This is a genomic window from Stenotrophomonas sp. YJH_SMC_58 (assembly GCF_059369635.1).
This window is the reverse complement of sequence record NZ_JCAFSW010000001.1, coordinates 426,732-446,928: the sequence shown is the minus strand read 5'-3', so window position 1 is coordinate 446,928 and position 20,197 is coordinate 426,732. Positions and strand designations below refer to the sequence as shown.

Annotated in this window: 15 protein-coding genes and 1 riboswitch; of the genes, 11 read left to right on the top strand and 4 right to left on the bottom strand. The window is 66.0% G+C overall.

Translation table 11 applies throughout. The annotated features are described in order from the left end of the window. Positions 1 to 173 precede the first annotated feature (173 nt). Positions 174 to 1,751, bottom strand: a complete 1,578-nt coding sequence (locus AC5P68_RS01940; protein ID WP_495216705.1) for a BCCT family transporter — start codon at positions 1,749 to 1,751, stop codon at positions 174 to 176. Positions 1,752 to 1,971: 220 nt separating this feature from the next. After that, positions 1,972 to 2,072, top strand: a riboswitch (TPP riboswitch). Positions 2,073 to 2,154: 82 nt separating this feature from the next. Here AC5P68_RS01940 and thiC point away from each other — a divergent pair. The 6 genes from thiC (at position 2,155) to AC5P68_RS01910 (ending at position 11,823) form a co-directional block, all read left to right on the top strand. Continuing rightward, on the top strand, positions 2,155 to 3,999 hold the full coding sequence (gene thiC, locus AC5P68_RS01935) for a phosphomethylpyrimidine synthase ThiC (protein ID WP_012481195.1): 1,845 nt from the start codon (positions 2,155 to 2,157) through the stop codon (positions 3,997 to 3,999). Between the two features lie 139 nt (positions 4,000 to 4,138). Next, positions 4,139 to 4,810 carry an ion channel gene (locus tag AC5P68_RS01930; RefSeq protein WP_005410941.1) on the top strand — a complete coding sequence of 224 codons (672 nt, stop codon included), beginning with the start codon at positions 4,139 to 4,141 and terminating at the stop codon, positions 4,808 to 4,810. Positions 4,811 to 5,079: 269 nt separating this feature from the next. Further along, positions 5,080 to 7,410, top strand: a complete 2,331-nt coding sequence (locus tag AC5P68_RS01925) for a winged helix-turn-helix domain-containing protein (protein WP_231522126.1) — start codon at positions 5,080 to 5,082, stop codon at positions 7,408 to 7,410. Between the two features lie 114 nt (positions 7,411 to 7,524). Continuing rightward, positions 7,525 to 8,424, top strand: coding sequence for a helix-turn-helix transcriptional regulator (locus AC5P68_RS01920; RefSeq protein ID WP_005414398.1), 900 nt, complete (start codon positions 7,525 to 7,527; stop codon positions 8,422 to 8,424). A 49-nt stretch (positions 8,425 to 8,473) separates the two neighbouring features. Next, the gene (locus tag AC5P68_RS01915; RefSeq protein WP_005410938.1) at positions 8,474 to 11,437 is read left to right on the top strand and encodes a TonB-dependent receptor plug domain-containing protein; all 2,964 of its coding nucleotides are present in this window, start codon (positions 8,474 to 8,476) and stop codon (positions 11,435 to 11,437) included. A 179-nt stretch (positions 11,438 to 11,616) separates the two neighbouring features. Continuing rightward, the gene (locus tag AC5P68_RS01910; protein WP_005410937.1) at positions 11,617 to 11,823 is read left to right on the top strand and encodes a hypothetical protein; all 207 of its coding nucleotides are present in this window, start codon (positions 11,617 to 11,619) and stop codon (positions 11,821 to 11,823) included. A gap of 57 nt (positions 11,824 to 11,880) precedes the next feature. Here AC5P68_RS01910 and AC5P68_RS01905 read toward each other — a convergent pair whose 3' ends face one another. Beyond that, positions 11,881 to 13,002, bottom strand: coding sequence for an HDOD domain-containing protein (locus tag AC5P68_RS01905; protein WP_005410936.1), 1,122 nt, complete (start codon positions 13,000 to 13,002; stop codon positions 11,881 to 11,883). A 152-nt stretch (positions 13,003 to 13,154) separates the two neighbouring features. After that, on the bottom strand, positions 13,155 to 13,691 hold the full coding sequence (ppa, locus tag AC5P68_RS01900) for an inorganic diphosphatase (RefSeq protein WP_005410935.1): 537 nt from the start codon (positions 13,689 to 13,691) through the stop codon (positions 13,155 to 13,157). Between the two features lie 184 nt (positions 13,692 to 13,875). On the opposite strand from ppa, the gene AC5P68_RS01895 reads away from it, so the two are divergent. The 4 genes from AC5P68_RS01895 (at position 13,876) to AC5P68_RS01880 (ending at position 19,083) form a co-directional block, all read left to right on the top strand. Then, on the top strand, positions 13,876 to 14,349 hold the full coding sequence (locus tag AC5P68_RS01895) for a hypothetical protein (RefSeq protein WP_033835626.1): 474 nt from the start codon (positions 13,876 to 13,878) through the stop codon (positions 14,347 to 14,349). 72 nt (positions 14,350 to 14,421) lie between these two features. Beyond that, a complete protein-coding gene (locus AC5P68_RS01890) occupies positions 14,422 to 14,922 on the top strand; it encodes an RNA polymerase sigma factor (protein ID WP_033835625.1) in 501 nt (166 codons plus the stop codon). A 104-nt stretch (positions 14,923 to 15,026) separates the two neighbouring features. After that, positions 15,027 to 15,962 (top strand): FecR family protein, encoded by a 936-nt coding sequence (locus AC5P68_RS01885; protein WP_033835624.1) that lies wholly within the window; start codon positions 15,027 to 15,029, stop codon positions 15,960 to 15,962. Positions 15,963 to 16,164: 202 nt separating this feature from the next. Beyond that, the gene (locus tag AC5P68_RS01880; protein ID WP_231522125.1) at positions 16,165 to 19,083 is read left to right on the top strand and encodes a TonB-dependent receptor; all 2,919 of its coding nucleotides are present in this window, start codon (positions 16,165 to 16,167) and stop codon (positions 19,081 to 19,083) included. A 150-nt stretch (positions 19,084 to 19,233) separates the two neighbouring features. Here the strand turns inward: AC5P68_RS01880 and AC5P68_RS01875 are convergent, their stop codons facing one another. Continuing rightward, a complete protein-coding gene (locus tag AC5P68_RS01875; protein ID WP_495216706.1) occupies positions 19,234 to 19,491 on the bottom strand; it encodes a DUF2789 domain-containing protein in 258 nt (85 codons plus the stop codon). Positions 19,492 to 19,598: 107 nt separating this feature from the next. Here AC5P68_RS01875 and AC5P68_RS01870 point away from each other — a divergent pair, with 107 nt between their 5' ends. Further along, positions 19,599 to 20,186, top strand: a complete 588-nt coding sequence (locus AC5P68_RS01870) for a biliverdin-producing heme oxygenase (protein WP_024957126.1) — start codon at positions 19,599 to 19,601, stop codon at positions 20,184 to 20,186. Positions 20,187 to 20,197 lie beyond the last annotated feature (11 nt).

Below are 20,197 nucleotides of genomic sequence, written 5' to 3'. Positions count from 1 at the left end.
GCGCAGGACAGCGCACACGAGCAAGGCGCCATCGAGCCCCCAGGGATGGGTTTACGGCGTGTCCTGCCAGCCCACACCGCCCCGCCAAACTAGCAGCAACCCAGAGCTGCTTTTGAGGTTGCTGTTGTCGTTGCTTGAGAAAAGCGGTGCAGCCGCAGGCTGCAAAACAACCCTCAATCCTGATCGTGCGCGCGCGCTGCCTCGGCCTGCGTCTCCTCCTGCGCCGCCATCTCGCGTGCGATCCACGCATCGATCATGTGCCGCTGGCGCTGCGCCTGCCGTCGCTCGCGGGTGTACTCCTGGTCCAGCACCCGATACAGCGACACCATCACAAGAAGCATCAGCAGCGCGAACGGCAGCGCAGTGATGGTGATCATGCCCTGCAGCGCCTCCAGTCCCCCTGCCAACAGCAAGGAACCCGCCACGAGCGCAATGCCGACACCCCACGCCACTTTGTGCTTGCGCAATGGCTCGCCCGCGTCGTCCGTGGACATGCTGGCCAGCACAAGTACCGCAGAATCAGCCGAGGTCACGAAGAAGATCATCAGTAGCACCAGCGCAATGCACGACAGCAGCAACGGCAGCGGCAGGCTGTCGAACATAGTGAACAGCACCGTTTCATAGCCGTTGCCCAGTGCCTGCAGCAGGTCGGCCTGGCCGAAGATCTGCATCCAGATCGCGGTGCCACCGAACACCGAGAACCAGAAGAAGCCCAGCAGCGTCGGTGCCAGCACCACGCCGATCACGAACTCGCGAACGCTGCGACCGCGCGAGATGCGCGCGATGAACGAACCGACGAACGGTGCCCAGGAAATCCACCAGGCCCAGTAGAAGATCGTCCAGTCCGCGACCCAGGTGCTGGACGAGAACGGTGACATGCGCAGGCTCATCGTCACCAGCTGGTTGAGATAGGAGCCCAGCGTCGTGGTGAACGTGTTGAAGATCGCGCCAGTCGGGCCGAGTACCAGCACCAGCGCCAGCAGCAGCGCCGCCAGTGCAAGGTTGAAGTTGGACAGCCATTTCATGCCGCGGCCGACGCCGCTGAGCGTGGACGCCATGTACAGAACGAAGGCCACCGCAATGATCGTCAACTGCAGCGGAACGCCCGCCTGCACGCCGAATACGCGTTCCACGCCGGCTGCGATCTGCACCGTGCCGAAGCCCAGTGCTGTAGCCACGCCAACCGCAGTGGCGACGACAGCGGAGATGTTGACCACATGCCCGATCCAGCCACGATGGTGACGTCCGATGATCGGTTGCAGCATGTCGCTGATCTGGCCACGGCCGTTGCGGTTGAATTGGAACCAGGCCATTGCCAGGCCGATCAGCGCATAGATGGCCCACGGGTGCAGGCCCCAATGGAAGAACACGTAGCGCATGGCAGCACGGGCAGCGTCCATGCTTTCGGGTGCCAGCCCTTCCGGCGGCTTGCTGAAATGCGAGATGGGCTCGGCCGCACCCCAGAACACCAGGCCGATGCCCATGCCGGCGGCGAACAGCATCGACATCCAGCTGGCACGCGAGAACTCGGGTTCGGCGTCCTCGCCGCCGATGCGCAGGTTGCCGAAGCGGCCGAACGCCAGGTACATCAGGAACACCAGCGCCAGGAACACCACCAGCAGGTACAGCCAGCCGACACTGCGGATGACTTCTGCCAGCATCGACTGGACCACTGTGTTGAATGGGCCGGGGGCGATACCGGCGAGCAGCACCAGCAGCAGAACCAGTGCGATGGAAACGCGAAACACCATGAAGGAGCTTCTCCGATCAAGGGGGATTGAGGGGAGCGAGCAGAGCTTGCGGCGAAGGGCCGGCGGCATGCAGCATGGACCGGGCAGGGGCCGCGAAGGCGGCGGGGAACGCATCGATCTCAGCGACGCGATGGCGTGCACGTTACTGAACGCGACGTCATGGTTCCGTTAACGAATGGCGACCTGGTCCCGGAGGCGGGCGGTCTATGCTCTAATGCGCACCAAGAAGCGGGGGTACCGGGCCATGTGGCCACGGTTGAGACAGTCCCTTGGAACCTGATCCGGCTCATACCGGCGTAGGGAAGCTTTGCAATGCAGCCGTGCCCGGACTCCGCCCAAGGACCGTCCGTGCGCGGGTGCCGTGCGCCGCCGCTTCGTCCCTGACCTTCCTGGACGATGCCCGATGAACGCACAGCTCTCCGCCCTGCAGCAACAGGCCCAGCAACTCTCCGCATCCGTGACCCGGCCCATTCCCGGCTCGCGCAAGATCCACGTGCCTGGTTCACGCCCGGATCTGCAGGTGCCGATGCGCGAGATCGCGCTGACCCGTACGCCGACGTTGTTCGGCGGCGAAGAGAATGCGCCGGTGACCGTTTACGACACGTCGGGCCCGTACACCGACCCGGAGGTGCGCATCGATCTGTCCGCCGGTTTGCCGGCACTGCGTCGCGGCTGGGTGGAAGAGCGCGGTGATACCGAGCAGCTTGAAGGACTGAGTTCTTCGTTCGGCCGCGATCGCGAGCATGACCCGAAGCTTGACGCGGTGCGTTTCCCCGCGCGCAGCCTGCCACGCCGTGCACGTGCCGGTGCCAACGTCACCCAGATGCATTACGCGCGCCGCGGCATCATCACGCCGGAAATGGAATTCGTCGCCATCCGCGAGAACCAGCGGCTGGACGCGATCCGCGATGCGGGCCTGCTGCAGCAGCACCCGGGCGAGGCCTTCGGTGCGTCGATCCAGAAAGTCATCACCCCGGAGTTCGTGCGCGACGAGATTGCACGTGGCCGTGCGGTGCTGCCCAACAACATCAACCACCCGGAAAGCGAGCCGATGATCATCGGCCGCAATTTCCTGACCAAGATCAACGCCAACATCGGCAACAGCGCGGTGTCTTCCGGCATCGCCGAGGAAGTGGAGAAGCTGGTGTGGGCGATCCGCTGGGGCGGTGACACGGTGATGGACCTGTCCACCGGCAAGCACATCCACGAGACGCGCGAATGGATCATCCGCAACTCGCCGGTGGCGATCGGTACCGTGCCGATCTACCAGGCCCTGGAGAAGGTTGACGGCCGCGCCGAGGCACTGACCTGGGAGATCTTCCGTGACACCCTGATCGAGCAGGCCGAGCAGGGCGTGGACTACTTCACCATCCACGCCGGCGTGCTGCTGCGCTACGTGCCGCTTACCGCCAAGCGTGTCACCGGCATCGTCAGCCGCGGCGGCTCGATCATGGCCAAGTGGTGCCTGGCGCATCACAAGGAGAACTTCCTCTACACGCATTTCGAAGACATCTGCGAAATCATGAAGGCCTACGACGTGACCTTCTCGCTGGGCGACGGGCTGCGCCCGGGTTGCATCGCTGATGCCAACGACGCGGCGCAGTTCGGCGAACTGGAAACGCTGGGTGAACTGACGAAGATCGCCTGGAAACACGATGTGCAGACCATGATCGAAGGCCCCGGCCACGTGCCGATGCAGCTGATCAAGGAAAACATGGACAAGCAGCTGCGCGAATGCGGCGAAGCGCCGTTCTACACGCTGGGGCCGCTGACGACCGACATCGCGCCGGGCTACGACCACATCACCAGTGCGATCGGCGCGGCGATGATCGGCTGGTTTGGCACGGCCATGCTCTGCTACGTGACGCCGAAGGAGCACCTGGGCCTGCCCAACCGCCAGGACGTGCGCGACGGCATCATGGCTTACCGCATTGCCGCGCACGCGGCCGACCTGGCCAAGGGTCATCCGGGCGCGCAGGTACGCGACAACGCGCTGAGCAAGGCGCGCTTCGAGTTCCGCTGGGAGGACCAGTTCCACCTGGGCCTGGATCCGGAAAAGGCCAAGGAATTCCACGACGAGACGCTGCCGAAGGACGCGCACAAGCTGGCCCACTTCTGCTCGATGTGCGGACCGCACTTCTGTTCGATGAAGATCACCCAGGACGTGCGCGACTACGCCGAGGCCGGCATGAAGGAGAAGTCGCAGGAGTTCCGTGCTGGCGGGGCCGAGGTCTACCGCCAGGGGTGACGGGTAACGGGTAGTGCCGGCCGCCGGCCGGCATTCCGTCGTGCACGGGACCGGGGGGAGTGCTGGCCAATGGCCGGCACTACCGTTCATCACGCCGCGCCCGGCTATCCTCCGCGCATCGCCCAGGGGAAAGGACGCCATGCCCGTTGCCACGACCACCCGCTGGCTGGCCATCGCCCGCCGCCATCCTTCGGCCTGGCTCCTGGCCGCCCAGTTGATCGCGGTACTGCTGTATCCCGCCCTCGATGACACCGCCGCTGGCCGGGCGGCGCTGGGCATGTTCGGCATGGCGGTACTCGGCCTGGCGCTGTGGGTGGTCCAGCGCAGTCCGCTGGGCACGTGGCTGGCATTGCTGCTGGCCATTCCATCGGTGGTGTTCTCGCTGGCTGGCGCCCTGCTGGACCGCAGCGCGCTGCTGACCACCGCGCAGCTGCTGGAAAGCCTGCTGTACTTCTATACGGCCGGGGCATTGATCGCCTACATGCTGCAGGACCATCGAGTAACACGCGACGAACTGTTCGCAGCCGGGGCAACCTTCACCCTGCTGGCCTGGGGGTTCGCCTTTGCATTCGCGGTGTGCCAACAGTGGTATCCAGGCAGTTTCCAGGGTGCGACTGCTGGCCCCGAGCGCAGTTGGATGGAGCTGCTTTATCTGAGCTTCAGCTTGTTGTCCGGAGTTGGATTGAGTGACGTCGTGCCGTTGCACCCGCAGGCACGGGCCCTGGTGATGCTCGAACAGTTCGCAGGCGTCATGTATATCGGCCTTGTGGTGTCGCGTCTGGTCGGGTTGACCATGCTTCGGCGCATGTGAAAATGAACGCCAGATAAAAATTTCGCGCCCAAAAGGGCGCGAATGGTGATGCAGATTATGTGAATGCGTCGGCGAGAGAGAGCCTGAGTGTCGACCCCGTCATAGGCGGGGTAACCGGCTTAGGCTAATATCCGGGGGCGTTATTGTTTTTGCGGTATGCGCCGATGCTTTGTGCGGAATCTGGCTTTTCGATGGCCCTGTCCAGGGACGGTGGGGACGGTATTGCTGGTGAGCCCTGCCCAGATCCCGTCCCTACTGTATAGCGGAAAATGAACAGCAGCGAACTCACGCCCATTGACGCCGACCGCGTGCAGGTCGGCGACTGTGTCATTACCTTGTCCTCGCGTGAGGTCGAGGTTGAAGGCGCGCGCCGTCCGCGGCGGCTGACGCCGAAAGCGCTGGGCGTACTTCGCGTGTTGATGCGGCAGCCTGGGCGCGTGGTCACCCGTGAAGAGCTGTTTGCCGAGGTCTGGCCCGATACGTTGCCGACCAATGACGTGCTGACCCAGGCCGTCACCCAGCTGCGCAAGGCGTTCGCCAACGACGACGACAATGGCCAGGCCTACATCGAGACCATCGCCAAGAGCGGCTATCGGCTGCTGGTACCGGTGCAGGCGCTGGACGACTTCGAGCCGGTGGCGGAAGTGGATGCGGTGGCCGTTGCGGATGTGATGCCGTCGCCGGACGGTGCCGGCACGATTCCGGCGCTGGCCGTGCCTGCAGCGCCTTCACGCCGGCGCGGCTGGCGCCAGCTGCGCCGCCAGCTGTTGTGGGTGCTGGGTGTGATGATGCTGGCCGCGCTGCTGGTCATGGCCACATTGTTGCTGCGGCGCGGGCCGGAGCCGAGTTCACCGGTGGATGCAGCGGTCGAGAACGGCGTGCGGGTGATCGGCAGCCCGCAGCGTCCCTATCGCCTGATCACCGCTACCAGTGGTTTTGAAACCTATCCCACACTTTCGCCGGACGGCTCCCAGGTTGCCTACGAAGGCGCCAACGAGGATGGCGCCGGAGGTGGTGTGATCAAGGTGCAGACCTCGGGCAATGCGCCGGCCCGGCAGCTGGCGCTGCCGCCCAAGGGGGCCAGTGACCGTTTCCCGAGCTGGTCACCGGACGGGCGCGAGATCGCTTTTGCCCGCTTTGGAGCCGACGGCGGTTGCCAGGTGCTGATCGCCAGTGCCACTGGCGGCGGCGTGCGCCAGGCGACCCGTTGCGATGGAACCGAGCTGCTCAGCTTCGACTGGACACCGGATGGCCGCGGCCTGGTCTTTGGCAGCATGGTGGGCCGCTACGCCCATCGCGGCATCCGTGTGCTCGACCTGGCCAGCGGCCAGTGGCGGGCGTTGGACTACGCGGTCGATCAGGATGATTTTGACTACGCGCCACGCTACTCGCCCGACGGCAAGTGGCTGGTGTTCGTGCGCAATCCACAGATGGGCGACCTGTGGCGGATGCCGGCCGGAGGCGGTGAGCTGGAGCAGTTGACCAACGAATCCGCCGAACAGCGTGGCTGGGCCTGGCTGGGCGATGGGCGCAGCATCGTGTTCGGCCGGCGCGTGGACAGCGAGGTGCGGTTGTACTACCTGGACGTGGAGCGCCGCACCTTGCGTGATGCCGGCCTCGACGACGCACAGTGGCCTGCGGTGTCGCGCCACGGCGACGTGCTGGCCTTCGTTCACCGCCGTGCCCAGTTCGGCGTGTTCAAGGTGCCGATGGCCGGCGGCAGCGCCGAGCGGCTGTTCGCGTCCAGTGGGCGCGACGGGCAGCCGATGGCGGCGCCCGACGGTCGCCAGCTGGTCTTCACCTCCGATCGTTCCGGCAGTTTCGCGCTGTGGTGGGCGGACATGCAGCGGCCCGACTCACTGCGGCCGATCGAGGGCCTGCGTCCGGAGGGGCGGCAGGCGCCGGACTGGTCGGCCGACAGCCGCCAGCTGCTGGTGGTCGGGCGTGACGAGCATGGGCGTACCGTTGTCTACGAGATCGCCCCGCGCGACGAGCACCTGCAACCGCTGCCGGTTCCGGTGGATCAGCCGCTGCAGGCCCTGTACGGGGCAACCCCGGAGCAGCTGCTGGTAGTCGAGCGCGATGCAGAGCAACGCACCCGGTTGAGCCTGTTCGATCGCAGCGTGACCCCCTGGCGCCGCCTGGCCAGTATCGACGGCGTCTCCCAGGCGCGTTTCGATCGGGGCAATGGCCGCGTGCTGTTCACACGCCTGGCGTCCGGCGGCTTGTGGTCGGTGGATGCGGCACTGTCCCCGGCCAGCGTGCAGCAGGTCAGTGAAGACCGGCCCAGCCGATGGCGCTATCGCACCTGGACGGTGGCGGGCACCGGAGGCATCGGGTATCTCGGCAACTCGACCGAATGCGGTACGACCTTGATCCATATCCAGGCCGGCACCGAAGCCCCCGAGCGCTGCCTGGACCGGCAGCGGCTCAGTGCGGGCAACGGCATCAGTGCCAGCGCCGATGGCCGGGATCTGTACGTCGCACTGGCGGTCAGCGATGGTGCCGACATCGGCGTCATGCAGCTGCCCCGGTCGGCGCCGGCACTGTTCCCGGCCTTTCTCAAGTCGTTGATCCTGAAGAAAAATATCTCTTCGTGATTTTTTCGTGGAGTTCTCGCCGCGAATTCGTGGCGATCTCGGCGGATTTTCCTGACGGGCTGACGCCTGATTAGGCAAAACGGAAGCCTGTATCAGGCAAACCCGTGGTGCCCCATGCGTCAACTCTCGCTGGCCGATCGTGGCCAAACCGTCTCCCTCGACAAGGCGCTGGACGATCTCGCGCCGACCTGCATGGGCGTGGCCCGGCTCGGCAGCCTGCAGACGGCAGGGTCAAGCTTCACTGTCTGGCTGCAGGTGCGGGGCAGTTCCTGGGTGGAAGCCAAGGAAGGGCGTTTCCGCCTGCGCCATGGTGAGTGGATTGCCTTCGAGAAGGAGTCGCGCCCGTTGGTGCAGGCCGGCCGTAACGGACTGTGCGTGGGCCTCAGCCTGACTGCGGAGGCGATGCGGGTGCTGTCCGAGATGGCCGACTGCGGCCTGTATGCCGGTCGTGGTCGCATGAGCCGCGGCGACGCCCGCGTTGCCCTGCGCCTGTGGCGCGATGCGCTCGACAGCGGCCTGCCGGCGCAGGCGCTGCGGCCCCTGCTGTTGCACCTGGCCGGCCTGCAGCGTGACCTGGCCGACAACGTACAGCGCTGCCCCGGTCGCTCACGCAGCCGCAAGCGCCAGGTGTTCGGCCGCATGCAGCGTGCCCGTCTCTATCTGGAGGGCAACAGCCACCGCGTGGTGCGGATCGGCGAGCTGGCCGAGCTGACCAACTTCTCCAGCTGGTACCTCTCCAAGACCTTCCAGAGCCTGTATGAAGAGAGCCCCCAGTCGCTTTCGGCACGGTTGCGCCTGGAGCGGGCCGCCGATCTGCTGCGCGACACCGACATGATGGTGGGCGAGGTCGCCGCGGCCAGCGGATTCGACAACTGCTGCAGCTTCGCCCGGGCCTTCCGCGCCCGTTACGGGCAGTCTGCCTCCCGGTTCAGGGAAAACGGCGGCTTGCTCCCGCCACACTCTGCAAAGTCTACGGTTGGGTCGCGCAAATACAGCATCGCAACGCAATCGTAACGTGCTGGAGCGTTTTAACACGCTACTAACACGTACCTTGGAGAGATTGATGAACGTTCGCACCCCTGCCGTGCGGCTGGGCCTGCTGCCCGCCGGCATCGCGCTGGCGCTGGCACCGGCATTTGCTTCCGCACAGGAAGCCAGTGCCCCGACCACCCTTGATCGCCTGGAAGTCACCGGCTCCCGCATCCGCTCGGTGGATGTGGAAACCTCCCAGCCGGTCCTCACCGTAAGCCATGAGGACATCCAGCGTTCGGGCCTGGTCAGCGTCGGCGACCTGCTGCAGAACCTGTCCGTGGCGGGCACCCAGACCTTCAGCAAGGCGGCCGTGCTGGCGTCCAACCCGGAACAGGGCGGCCAGTACGTCAGCCTGTACAATCTGGGTGAGCAGCGCACGCTGGTGCTGGTCAACGGCAAGCGCTGGAGCACCAGCCTGGCCGGCTTCACCGACATGTCGACCATCCCGACCTCGCTGATCGAGCGCATTGAAGTCCTGAAGGACGGCGCCTCGGCGATCTACGGTTCCGACGCCATCTCCGGCGTGGTCAACATCATCCTGCGCAAGAACTTCGACGGCGCCGAGGCCAGTGCCTACTATGGCCAGAACAGCCACGGCGACGGTTCCAAGACCCAGTACAGCCTGACCCTGGGTGCCAGCGGCGAGCGCTCCTCGATCGTGTTCGGCGCGAACTACATCAAGGAAGATCCGGTGTGGGCCAAGGATCGTGGCCTGACCAAATACTCCTATGGCCAGGGCCACAAGGAAGACGGTCTGAGCCCGGCTGGCCCGTGGGGTCGTTTCACCGATCCGCGTGCCGAAGGCACCGCCGGTGCTGGCGAATACAACAAGGCTGGCAAGTGGGTCCCGAACACCTGGGTGGTCAACCACACCGGTTCCTGGGACACCCCGGTCGGCGTTGGCCAGCCGTCGAACAACTTCAACAACTACCACCTGATTGGTCTGGACGACTACTACAACGCCTCGCAGCAGATGATGCTGAACCAGGGCGCTGAGTCGAAGACCATGTTCACCTCGGCCAGCTACGACATCAACGACAACCTGCGTCTGAAGTCGACGGCGATGTACTCCGAGCGCGATTCCAAGCGCCAGATCGCCGGCTACCCGCTGACCGGCACCTCGCAGCCGCAGTTCCCGGTGGCGATCAGCAAGGACAGCATCTACAACCCGCTGGGCAACTGGGCCAACCCGGGCGCCGGCGTTGACATCGGTGGCTGGGGCCGTCGTATCTTCGAACTGCCGCGCATCACCCAGAACAACGTCAAGTCGCTGCACTTCGACGCGGCCCTGGAAGGCAACTTCGACTTCAACAACCGTCCGTTCGACTGGGATGTGGGCATCAACTACAACCAGTTCGACGTGACCCAGACCAGCTCGGGCAACATCAACCTGCTGGCCCTGAAGAACGCCCTCGGCCCGTCGTTCATCAACGCCAATGGCGTCGCCCAGTGCGGCACCGCTGCCAACCCGATCGCGCTGGGCACCAGCCCGGGCAGCTGCGTTCCGTTCGACCTGCTGGGCGGCGCCAGCGCCGCGACCCCGGATGCGCTGAAGTACATCAACACCCTGCTGAACTCGACCGGCCAGAGCAAGAGCAAGCAGTACTTCGCCAACATCACCGGTTCGCTGTTCGACATGCCGGGCGATGCGGGCGAGTTCGCCTTCGCTGCCGGTTACGAGCACCGCGAAGTGTCGGGCTACGATCACCCGGACGCACTGTCCTCCTCGGGTTACACCACCGAGCTGGCCGCGCAGCCGACCGAAGGCAAGTACAAGACCAACGAGTTCTACCTGGAACTGATGGTGCCGCTGCTGCGTGACCTGCCGGGTGCCAAGGAGCTGTCGCTGGATATCGCCAGCCGCTACTCGGACTACGACAAGTTCGGCAACACGGTCAACAGCAAGTTCAGCGTGACCTGGAAGCCGATCGACGACCTGCTGGTGCGTGCGACCTACGGCGAGGGCTTCCGTGCCCCGACCCTGGACGACACGTTCGGTGGTGGTTCGCAGACCTTCGACAAGTTCACCGATCCGTGTGATGCCGTGTTCGGCCAGCGCAGCAACCCGGCCGTTGCAGCCCGTTGCGGTGCTGAAGGCCTGGCGTCCGACTTCCGTCAGACCGACGCTGCCGGTCGTCCGATCAGTGCCCGTGACACCCAGGGTAACAACCCGTTCAACTCGGGTGTGGGCAACGACAAGCTGCAGCCGGAAACCAGCAAGACCCGCACCGCGGGCCTGGTCTGGAGCCCGAGCTTCGTCAGCGGCCTGAACGTATCGCTGGACTGGTACAAGATCACTGTCGACAACGTGATCACCGCGCTGTCGGCGAACTACGTGCTGAACCAGTGCTACCAGAACGGTGTGCAGGCCTTCTGTGACCAGTACAGCCGTGGCGACGTCGCCAACGGCCAGCAGGTCACCGGCCTGAGCCGCGGCAACGCGAACCTGGGCTCGCTGGAAACCGAAGGCTACAACTTCGGCGTCCGCTACCGCATGCCGGAATACAGCTTCGGTACCCTGTCGTTCAACCTGGACACCAACTACCTGACCAGCTTCCGTCAGCAGGCCACCAAGGGTGCTGCATGGGATGACTACGCAGGCTACTGGAACTACCCGCGTGTCCGCGGCACCCTGGCCAGCACCTGGACCAAGGGCGACCTGTCGGCCACCTGGACCATGCGTTACTACGGCGGCTTCCGCGACTTCTGCTACGACCAGGAAAATGGCCTGGAGTGCAACCAGCCGGATTACTACACCGAGAACGGTGGCTGGAGCGGTGGCCTGGGTGCCAACAAGAAGGGCGCGATCGTCTATCACGACATCTCGGCCACCTGGCAGGCCCCGTGGAACGGCAGCGTGACCGTCGGTGCCCGCAACGTGTTCGGCAAGACTCCGCCGATCACCTACGCGGTGACCAACGCCAGTGCCGTGCAGCTGGACCCGATGCTGGATTACGACCGCTTCCTGTTCATCCAGTACAACCAGCGCTTCTGATCCATCGAAGCCTGAAGGCAAGACGAGGAGGGCGGGCCGCAAGGCCCGCCCTCTTTGCGTTTGGCAGAGCCGGGTCGGGAAACTCTGAATCGGGCGGTTCAGCGACAGGGGTCACGCTTGTCGCAACTGGACCGCTGGTAGGTTCGCAGAGGTCCATTCCGGACCAAGGAGAGCGCGAAATGAACAACGCGATGCCACGTATGTTTGCTGCTGCAGTTCTCGCCGTCCTGAGCCTGGCCGGCAGTGTGTCGGCCGGTCCGCTGGTGTGTGCCAATGGCCGTTATTGCGCGGAGGTGCGCAGCAACTGCATCAAGGCCGGTGAGGATGCGGCGTACTGCCAGTTCCTGTTCGAGCGCTGCGTGTACGACCACTGCGCGCAGCCCTGATGCAACGAAGGCGCGTCCCTGCGGACGCGCCTTCATCGTGTGGATTGCCGGTGGAGCTCAGGCTTCGCTCGGCGTAAGCCCCATCAGGCTGTTGGCATGTTCGCGCCACTGCGGCAGCTTGTTGAGCACGCCCGCGCGCTGCAGATAGTCCTCATCCACCGGGTCGCCGTTGACCAGCGCCAGGGCCACATGCACCGCACCGGTCACCCAGAAGCTGCGGGTGTTGGCGCGCTGCGGCTGCAGGTGGAATGCCACCGCTTCGATGATCGGCATCGGCAGGCCCCACAGCCCCAGCAGGTAGGCACCGGCTTCGGCATGGCCCGGTCGGGTATCACCGGCCAGCGATGGCTCGGTGCGCTCGTTGCGTACGCCGGGCAGCAGCAGGCCGATGTCGGCCAGCAGTGCCGCGGTTGCGCCCAGTTCGGCACTGGATTCGGGCAGCAGGCGTGCGGCCAGGCGCGAGGCGAGCAGGGCGCGCTGCTGCAGCGAGTTGCGTTCGGCAGTCGACAACGTCGGCGCCGAGAACACTTCACTGGCCAGCACCAGGTCACGCAGCGTGGCCAGGCCCAGCCGGGTGACCGCAGTACGCAGGTCGGCAATGGTGCGGCCCTGGCTGAAGAACGCCGAGTTCGACAACTGCAGCACCTTGGCGGCGATGGCCGGATCGGCGGCCACCAGCTTGGCCACGTCGGCGCTGTCGGCGTCGTCATCATGCTCCAGCGCCTGGGTCAGGCTCAGGTACAGGTGCGGCGGCGACGGCAGTTTCTCGATGCGGCCGATGGCATCGCGCAGGCGCGGGCTGTCCAGCACTTCGCGCAGCTCTTCCAGGCTGGTCAGCGCTTCCAGCAGTACTTCCGGTGCCAGTGGCAACGGCAGGAAACGGTGAGCGACACCGATCAGGCGTGCCGGCGGCGGCCGGTTGCCATGCTGTGCGTCCACCAGCGCGATGCGGATGGTTTCCGGACGCAGGGTCCTGATCTGGCCGAGCAGCGTGGTGGCATTGAGGTCCGGCAGCTGCGGGCAGACAATCACCGCGTCCACGCCCTGGGTGGCAACCGCGGTCATCGCGGTCTGGCCATCGGTGGCGGTCAGCGGCTGCCAGTCTTCCCCAAGATCGGCAATGAATTCGGTCAGCTCAGCCGGCAGGCTGGCTGCATCCCCAACAAGCAGAATACGCACGACACATTCCCCTGGCTGTCTCGACGATGGATGTCGATGACGTGTGAAGTGACGCAATTTACCTAATACGGCAGCAAGAGTGATGTGCCGTCATCATGAAACGTGACCCGCATCGCTCCGGCAGGGTACCGCCGGAGCGATCCGGTTCAGGCTCAGGCCTTGCTGTCGAGGTGGCGCTGGTGCGCCTCGATCAGGATCTGCTTGGCCTCAGCGGCGCCGCCCCAACCGTCCAGCTTGACCCACTTGCCCTTCTCCAGGTCCTTGTAGTGCTCGAAGAAGTGGCCGATGCGCTCCAGCCAGTGGCTGGACACCTGGGCGATGTCTTCAACGTGGGCGTAGCCACTGAAGATCTTCGAGACCGGCACGGCCAGGATCTTCTCGTCGCTGCCCGCCTCATCGCTCATCTTCAGCACGCCGACCGGACGGCAGCGCACGACCGAGCCCGGCACCAGCGGCAGCGGCAGCACCACCAGCACGTCGGCCGGATCGCCGTCGCCGCACAGGGTGCTCGGCACGTAGCCGTAGTTGCAGGGGTAACGCATCGGGGTGGACAGGATGCGGTCGACGAAGATCGCGCCGGTTTCCTTGTCCACTTCGTACTTCACCGGCTCCGAGTCCTTCGGGATCTCGATGATGACGTTGATTTCTTCCGGCGGGTTCTTGCCGGGCGAGACGAGTTCCAGACCCATGGTCGTGCTCCAGGTGGGGGATATAGACGGATAGCCCCCCATTTTATGCCTTTGCCGGGCGCTGTGCAGAGGGAGGGGCTGACCGCTGCGTGGGGCAGGGACCCACGTGGCAGGCCGGGGTTGGCTGATAGGGCCGGCCGGTGCGGGGGCGCAGGCTGGAACGACCTTGCCAAGGAGTCCGCCGATGAAAGTGTCTGCCCTGCCGTTCGCCCTGTTCTGCATGCTGCTGGTTGCGCCGTTGGCCCAGGCCTCTCCTTACGTCGACCTGATCGACTACCCGCGGCAGGAAGCCAACTGGGACCGCTTCTTTGCCCTGGAGGGACGTCTGCAGTACGGGTTCGATGCGATCTGCGGCGATACCTTCTGCGAAGGCGAGTACAGCGATATCCGCGCCCTGCGCCTGCGCTGCTCGGTGGACGCGGTGCGCGGCACGGTGCATGAGTGCCTGTGGGCATTTGCCGCCAGTGACCTGGCTGTGCGGCGGCATGACGGTGCGATCGTCGCCCGGCAACCGACCTGGCTGTGCCGCCTGCCGCTGGAGCCTGGCACACCGGTGGAAGCCTTCCATGCCGCGCTCGCCGCCCGCAATCCACTGCATGACCCGTTGCCGGGGACCTCGCGGAGCGTCTATGACGGGCTGACCGGGTGCATCCATTGATGCGAACGTGACTGATTCTCATTAACGGAGTAGCATGCGCGGCGCCTTCCGTCTGTCGTCCCGGTTCCGCGCATGTCCTCCAATGCCGCCTCCCTCACCGAACTGCTGATCCGCGAGCGGCCTGCGCTGTTGCGCCGGGTGCAACGCATCCTGGGGGGCGACAACGGCGCCGAGGACGTGATCCAGGCGGTGTGGTTCAAGGCGTGTGGTGTCGATGACAGCCAGGCCATCGACAATCCGCGTGCCTACCTGTACCGGCTGGCCGCCAACCTGGCCACCGACCACGGCCGCGAATCGACCCGGCGCAACCGCCTGCTGGCCGACCACTACCTGTGGGGAGCGGACGAGGTCATCTCGACCGAGGAACAGGCCATGGCCCAGGACGAGCTGCAGCGTGTCCTGGATGCGGCCGGACACCTGCCGGAGCCGACCCGCACCATCTTCCGGCTCAACCGCCTGCAGGGCCTGACCCAGGCCGAGATTGCCCGCCGCCTCGGGGTGTCGGTGACCACCGTCGAGAACCATGTGCGCACCGCGTTGCAACGCCTGGCCTGGGCGCGCAGCGGCCGATGATCGCCCCGGCTTGGGGCTGGCCCTCGCTGAAACGTCTTGATCACTGGACCGTGGATGCGGTCTAGTTCCCCCGCCCGCGCTTGAATGCGCCTGTCCGCCAGCCGATGAGCCCGCCGAGCACGCTGCCCGCCGCCAATGACGATGCCCTGGCCGAACAGGCCCGGGGCTGGATTGCGTGGCTGGCCTCGGGTGACATCGGCGAGGGGCGCATGCACGAGTTCGAGCGCTGGCTGGCAGAGCCGGGGCACCGCCGGGCCTTCGAGCACGAGCGCACGCTGTGGCGCAGCGTCGGGCCACGCCCGCTGGCCCGGTGTGCCGAACGCCGCCGCCCGCATCGAATGCGCTGGGCGATGGCCGCTGCAGCTGTGCTGGCGATGCTGGTGGCATGGCCGGAGGCCTGGTTGCGGCTGCAGGCCGACCATCGCAGCTCGCACGTCGTGCAGAACGTAACGCTGCCCGATGGCAGCCGCGCAGTGCTGGATGCGGACAGCGCGATCGCCGTGCGCTTCGATGCGCACGCACGCGAGGTCGAGCTCCTGCGCGGGCGCGTCTGGTTCGAGGTCAGCCCGGATGCGCAGCGGCGTTTCAGCGTGCGTGCCGGCAATGGCGTGGTTGAGGACATCTCGACCGCGTTCACCGTCGCGCGTGGCGATGACGGGGTGGAAACCCAGGTCGGGCAGGGCAGGGTGCGTGTGGCCAGCCCGGCCGACGGTGGCTGGACCTACCTGCAGGCGGGCCAGCGTGCCGTCTATGGCGAGCGCAACGGCGTGACGCGTCTGCAGGATGTGGCGGCCGACAGCGTGGGCGCGTGGCGCCAAGGCGAGCTGCTGCTGGAGCAGGCCAGCGTCGCCGACGCCGTGCAATGGGTGGGGCGCTATCGTGCCGGCCCGACGTTCGTGCGCGGTGATCTGTCGCGATTGCCGGCGATCAGTGCGGCGCTGCGCATCGATCGCCCGGAACAGGCGCTGGACGCGTTGGCGGCGACGGCAGGTCTGCAGGTCACCCGCCTGCCGCTCGGCGTCGCCATCATCCATCAGTAGATCCACGCCATGCGTGGATGATGTTCCCGATGTGCCGGCAAACGGTCGGCACCCTCTGCGGCCGCAAATCGCCCTTGGGGTTGCCGCGCGCCCAACCGTCTTACCCCGCGAACGTACCCGCCGCCGCCACGTACGTCGCCGTGTCCGCCTGTGTTGCGGATGACGCCGCGCCCGCGGCACTGATTACCTGACAGGTTTCCCCATGTTCGATTTCCATCGTCCGGGCCGCATGCCGCGCCCGTCCCGCCTGTGCATCGCCCTGCTGGCGGCCGGCCTGGCCAGCGCCGCGCCGTCGGTTCTGGCGCAGAACGCCAGCGGTGATCACGCTGCCGTGCAGCGCTTCGACATTCCTGCGCAGCCACTGGACGAAGCGCTGCGCAGCTACATGCGCCAGTCCGGCGTGCAGGTGGTGTATCCGGCCACTCTGGCCCGGGGGGTGACCTCGCGTGCGGTCAATGGCAGCTTGCCGGCCAACGAGGCGCTGCAGCAGCTGCTGCAGGGCAGTGGCCTGGCGGTGCGCCGGGTCAGCGCAGATGCAGTCACGCTGGAAGCGGCGACGCCGGCGCAGGCCGACAGCGGCGTGATCGTCACCGACACGCTCAGCGTGGCCGGCGACCGCGTCGACAGTGGCGCGACCAGCGACGAGGCGCGCCTGCTCGACAGCTATCGCAGCGTCGGTTCCACCACCACGCTCAACCGCACGCAGCTGGAGCGTTTCCGCGGTACGTCCAACGGCGACATCGTCAAGGGCGTGGCCGGCGTCACTGCCGGTGACCCACGCGTCGGCAATGGTTTCGACGTCAACATCCGCGGCATCCAGGGCCAGGGCCGCGTGCCGGTGATCATCGACGGTGGCCAGTCCAGCATCGATACCTACCGCGGCTACGCCGGTCAATCGCAGCGTACCTACCTCGACCCGGACCTGATTTCCAGCCTGACCATCACCAAGGGCCCGAGCCTGCAGGCCAACGCCTCTGGCGGCATCGGCGGCGTGGTCGAGATGGAGACGCTGAAGATCGGCGACGTGCTGCGCGAAGAGCGCGACTTCGGCGTGCGCGTGCGTGGCGGCCTGGCCAACAACAGCGCCAACAACCTGCCTTCCTACAGTGCCGCGCCGCGCAACGATCGCAGCGCCACCGGCAGTCAGTTCTTCAACGTGGCCGCTGCGGGACACTGGGATCGCTTCGATCTGGTCGCCGCCTACGCCTACCGCGACAATGGCAACTACTTCTCCGGCAAGCACGGCTACGATGATTTCCCACAGACCCGGCGCACGCTGGCACCGCTGAATCCGCCGCACACCGAGGTCTTCAATACCTCGGCGCGCTCGAAGTCGGCGCTGCTCAAGGGCACCTGGCGTATCGACGATGCACAGACCCTGGAGGCGGGCTACCGCCGCTACGAAGGCACCGCCGGCGAGATCATGGCCTCGCAGATCATCCGCGTCGATCGCGACCGCGTTCCGCAATGGGATCCGGGCCACGTCGACATGGACAGCTACACCCTACGCTATCGCTTCCACCCGGACAGCGAGCTGGTCGACCTGCGCGTCAACGCCGCGTACGCCGACACCGACAGCGTGATGTACAACAGCCTGACCGGCATCACCCCGTGGTATTTCGATCGTCGTACCGAGTGGTACGACGCGCCCAGCTTCAGTGGTGACCCCGGCTACAAGGATGCCTACCGCAATCCGCTGCGACAGAAGCGCTTCGGACTGGATGCCAGCAACACCTCGAAGTTCGACACACGTGCTGGCGCGTTCACCCTCGACTACGGCCTGTCCTACAGCGACGAAGACATCGCGCCAGGCAGTTCGGGGCCGGTCATGCACGATGACCTGATCAACAACCGCTTCCTGCGCAACGCCGAGCGCAAGGAATACAGCGCCGTGGCCTCGCTGAAGTGGCAGCCCGATGAACACTGGGAACTGCTGGCCGGCGGCCGCTGGAACCGCGTGGATGTGCATGACCGCAACCGCCTGGCCACGCCCGATGCTTATGAGGTGCAGGGCCAGTACCGCTACACCGAACTGCTCAATGGCAACCCGGCGCTGCCGTCGTGGCGGGCCAAGCGCATCGCGCTGCTGAACTGGTATCCGGATGCCAACGGCAACTTCACCCAGGAATCGCTGCTGGCCTCGCCGTACAAGAAGGGCACGGTGGGCGACATCGGTGGCTGGAACTTCTACGACGCCGGCAAGGCGCAGGACCTGGAAGTGCCGGTCAGCTGGACCTGGTCGCAGCCGATCCGCCGTCGCGATAACGCGTTCTCGCCGACCGCCAGCGTGGCCTACCGCTTCAGCGAAGACACCATGGTCTACGTGAAGTACGCCGAAGGCACCAAGCTGCCGAGCCTGTTCGAGACCACGCTGGGCCTGTTCACCGCCGCCAAGCCGGTGGGTGAGTTGAAGCCGGAGCGCGCGCGCAGCTGGGAAATCGGTGCCAGCACCCTCCGCTATGACCTGTTCACTGCCGGCGATCGCCTGGCGCTGAAGCTGGCGTACTTCGATACCCGCATCGACGACCTGATCACCCGTGACTACCGCACGCTGTCGGCGGGCCTGATCCGCAACGTCGACCAGTTCAAGGTCTCGGGCATGGAGTTCCAGTCCAGCTATGACAGCGGCAAGGTATTTGCCGATCTGTCCGCACACTATTACTTCAAGGCCAAGACCTGCGCGCCGGACATCGCCGCCGAGCGCCGTGCCTATGGGGCGCAGCGCAGGAACGGCGAGCTGGCCAACACGCCCGACTGCGTGGACGGCGGCTTCGAGGGCTCGTACACCAATACCCAGAACCCACCGCGCTACATGGTCAACCTGACCCTGGGCTCGCGCCTGTTCGACGAGCGCCTGACCTTCGGCACCCGCGTGGTCCACAACGCCGGCCCGATCAGCAAGCTGGACAAGGACTGGAACGTGGGCCTGTCGGCGATCCAGCAGCTGTACCGGCCAACCACGCTGGTGGACCTGTTCGCCAGCTGGAGCTTCAACGACCAGCTGTCGGTGGAAGCCGGCGTGGACAACCTGACCGACCGCTACTACCTGGACCCGCTGGCCCTGGGCGTGATGCCGGCCCCGGGCCGCACCGCGCGGCTGGCGTTGACCTGGAAGTACTGATCGGTCGCGGATGAGTGGTGGGGTCGGATCCCTTTCCTGCGGAAAGGGCTCTGACCCCGGCGAGCCCCAACCGCCCTCGGTGGGTGCGGACCTTGGTCCGCACCGCTTCTGCCGTGCAATCGACAGCGCCGGGCCATGCCCGGCGTCTATTTACAGCCCGCTCGAAGCCTTTACCGCATCTTCGTGCAGCGACTCGTTCAGCTCATCCACCACCGTGGTCCATGCCGCATCGGCCTGCAGTGATTCGGACAGGAACTGGCGCTGGGCATCGTTCCAGTACAGTGCTTCGACCACTTCGACATCGGTGGCCAGCTGGTGCTCGCGGATGAAGCGGGCGATGCCCTCGGCGCTGGCATCCAGGCCCAGCTGCAGGAACAGGTTGGTCATGCGCGGTTCGGTGGTGATCATCGTCGGTTCCGGATGGACAAGGGGATGGCCCATTATCGGTGTAGACGGCCTTGGGGAAAGCCCCGTGGCAGACGTCTACAGCACGACGACCCCCTTGGCATTCCCCCATGAACGCACACATCGCCCCTGAAGAAAGCCGCAGCCTGCGGCTCAAGGCCGCCACCCGCGACAGCCACGGTGCCCTGGACAAGCGCATCATGGCCGGCGACATCTTCGCCGACCGCAGCAATTTCGCCCGTTTCCTGCGCGTGCAGTATCGCTTCCACCGCAGCATCGATGCGCTGTATGCCAACCCTGCGCTGGACGCACTGCTGCCGGACCTGGGCGAGCGCCGCCGCCTGACCCAGGTCGCGCGCGACCTGCAGGACCTGGAGCAGACCCTGCCGGGGGCTGACATCGCGGCGTTGCCGTCCGATCTGGAACTGCCCGCCGCGTTGGGCTGGCTGTACGTGGCTGAAGGCTCCAACCTGGGCGGCACCATTCTGTACAAGATGGCTGCCAAGCTCGGCCTGGACCGTGATTTTGGCGCCCGCCACCTGGCCGCGCATCCGGATGGCGCGGCGCGCCACTGGCGTGAGTTCACCGCGGCGCTGGACGCGGTACCGCTGAGTGCCGAGCAGGAGCAGCAGGTGATCGATGCGGCCGACGCCGCGTTCCGCAGCGTGCACGGCCACGTCGAAGTGGAATTCGCCTGATGCACGGCGCA

Excerpts from the sequence above, each read along its gene's own strand:
- AC5P68_RS01940 (WP_495216705.1), bottom strand. The coding sequence starts at position 1,751 with ATGGTGTTTCGCGTTTCCATCGCACTGGTTCTGCTGCTGGTGCTGCTC.
- thiC (WP_012481195.1), top strand. The coding sequence starts at position 2,155 with ATGAACGCACAGCTCTCCGCCCTGCAGCAACAGGCCCAGCAACTCTCC.
- AC5P68_RS01930 (WP_005410941.1), top strand. The coding sequence starts at position 4,139 with ATGCCCGTTGCCACGACCACCCGCTGGCTGGCCATCGCCCGCCGCCAT.
- AC5P68_RS01925 (WP_231522126.1), top strand. The coding sequence starts at position 5,080 with ATGAACAGCAGCGAACTCACGCCCATTGACGCCGACCGCGTGCAGGTC.
- AC5P68_RS01920 (WP_005414398.1), top strand. The coding sequence starts at position 7,525 with ATGCGTCAACTCTCGCTGGCCGATCGTGGCCAAACCGTCTCCCTCGAC.
- AC5P68_RS01915 (WP_005410938.1), top strand. The coding sequence starts at position 8,474 with ATGAACGTTCGCACCCCTGCCGTGCGGCTGGGCCTGCTGCCCGCCGGC.
- AC5P68_RS01910 (WP_005410937.1), top strand. The coding sequence starts at position 11,617 with ATGAACAACGCGATGCCACGTATGTTTGCTGCTGCAGTTCTCGCCGTC.
- ppa (WP_005410935.1), bottom strand. The coding sequence starts at position 13,691 with ATGGGTCTGGAACTCGTCTCGCCCGGCAAGAACCCGCCGGAAGAAATC.
- AC5P68_RS01895 (WP_033835626.1), top strand. The coding sequence starts at position 13,876 with ATGAAAGTGTCTGCCCTGCCGTTCGCCCTGTTCTGCATGCTGCTGGTT.
- AC5P68_RS01890 (WP_033835625.1), top strand. The coding sequence starts at position 14,422 with ATGTCCTCCAATGCCGCCTCCCTCACCGAACTGCTGATCCGCGAGCGG.
- AC5P68_RS01885 (WP_033835624.1), top strand. The coding sequence starts at position 15,027 with ATGAGCCCGCCGAGCACGCTGCCCGCCGCCAATGACGATGCCCTGGCC.
- AC5P68_RS01880 (WP_231522125.1), top strand. The coding sequence starts at position 16,165 with ATGTTCGATTTCCATCGTCCGGGCCGCATGCCGCGCCCGTCCCGCCTG.
- AC5P68_RS01875 (WP_495216706.1), bottom strand. The coding sequence starts at position 19,491 with ATGATCACCACCGAACCGCGCATGACCAACCTGTTCCTGCAGCTGGGC.
- AC5P68_RS01870 (WP_024957126.1), top strand. The coding sequence starts at position 19,599 with ATGAACGCACACATCGCCCCTGAAGAAAGCCGCAGCCTGCGGCTCAAG.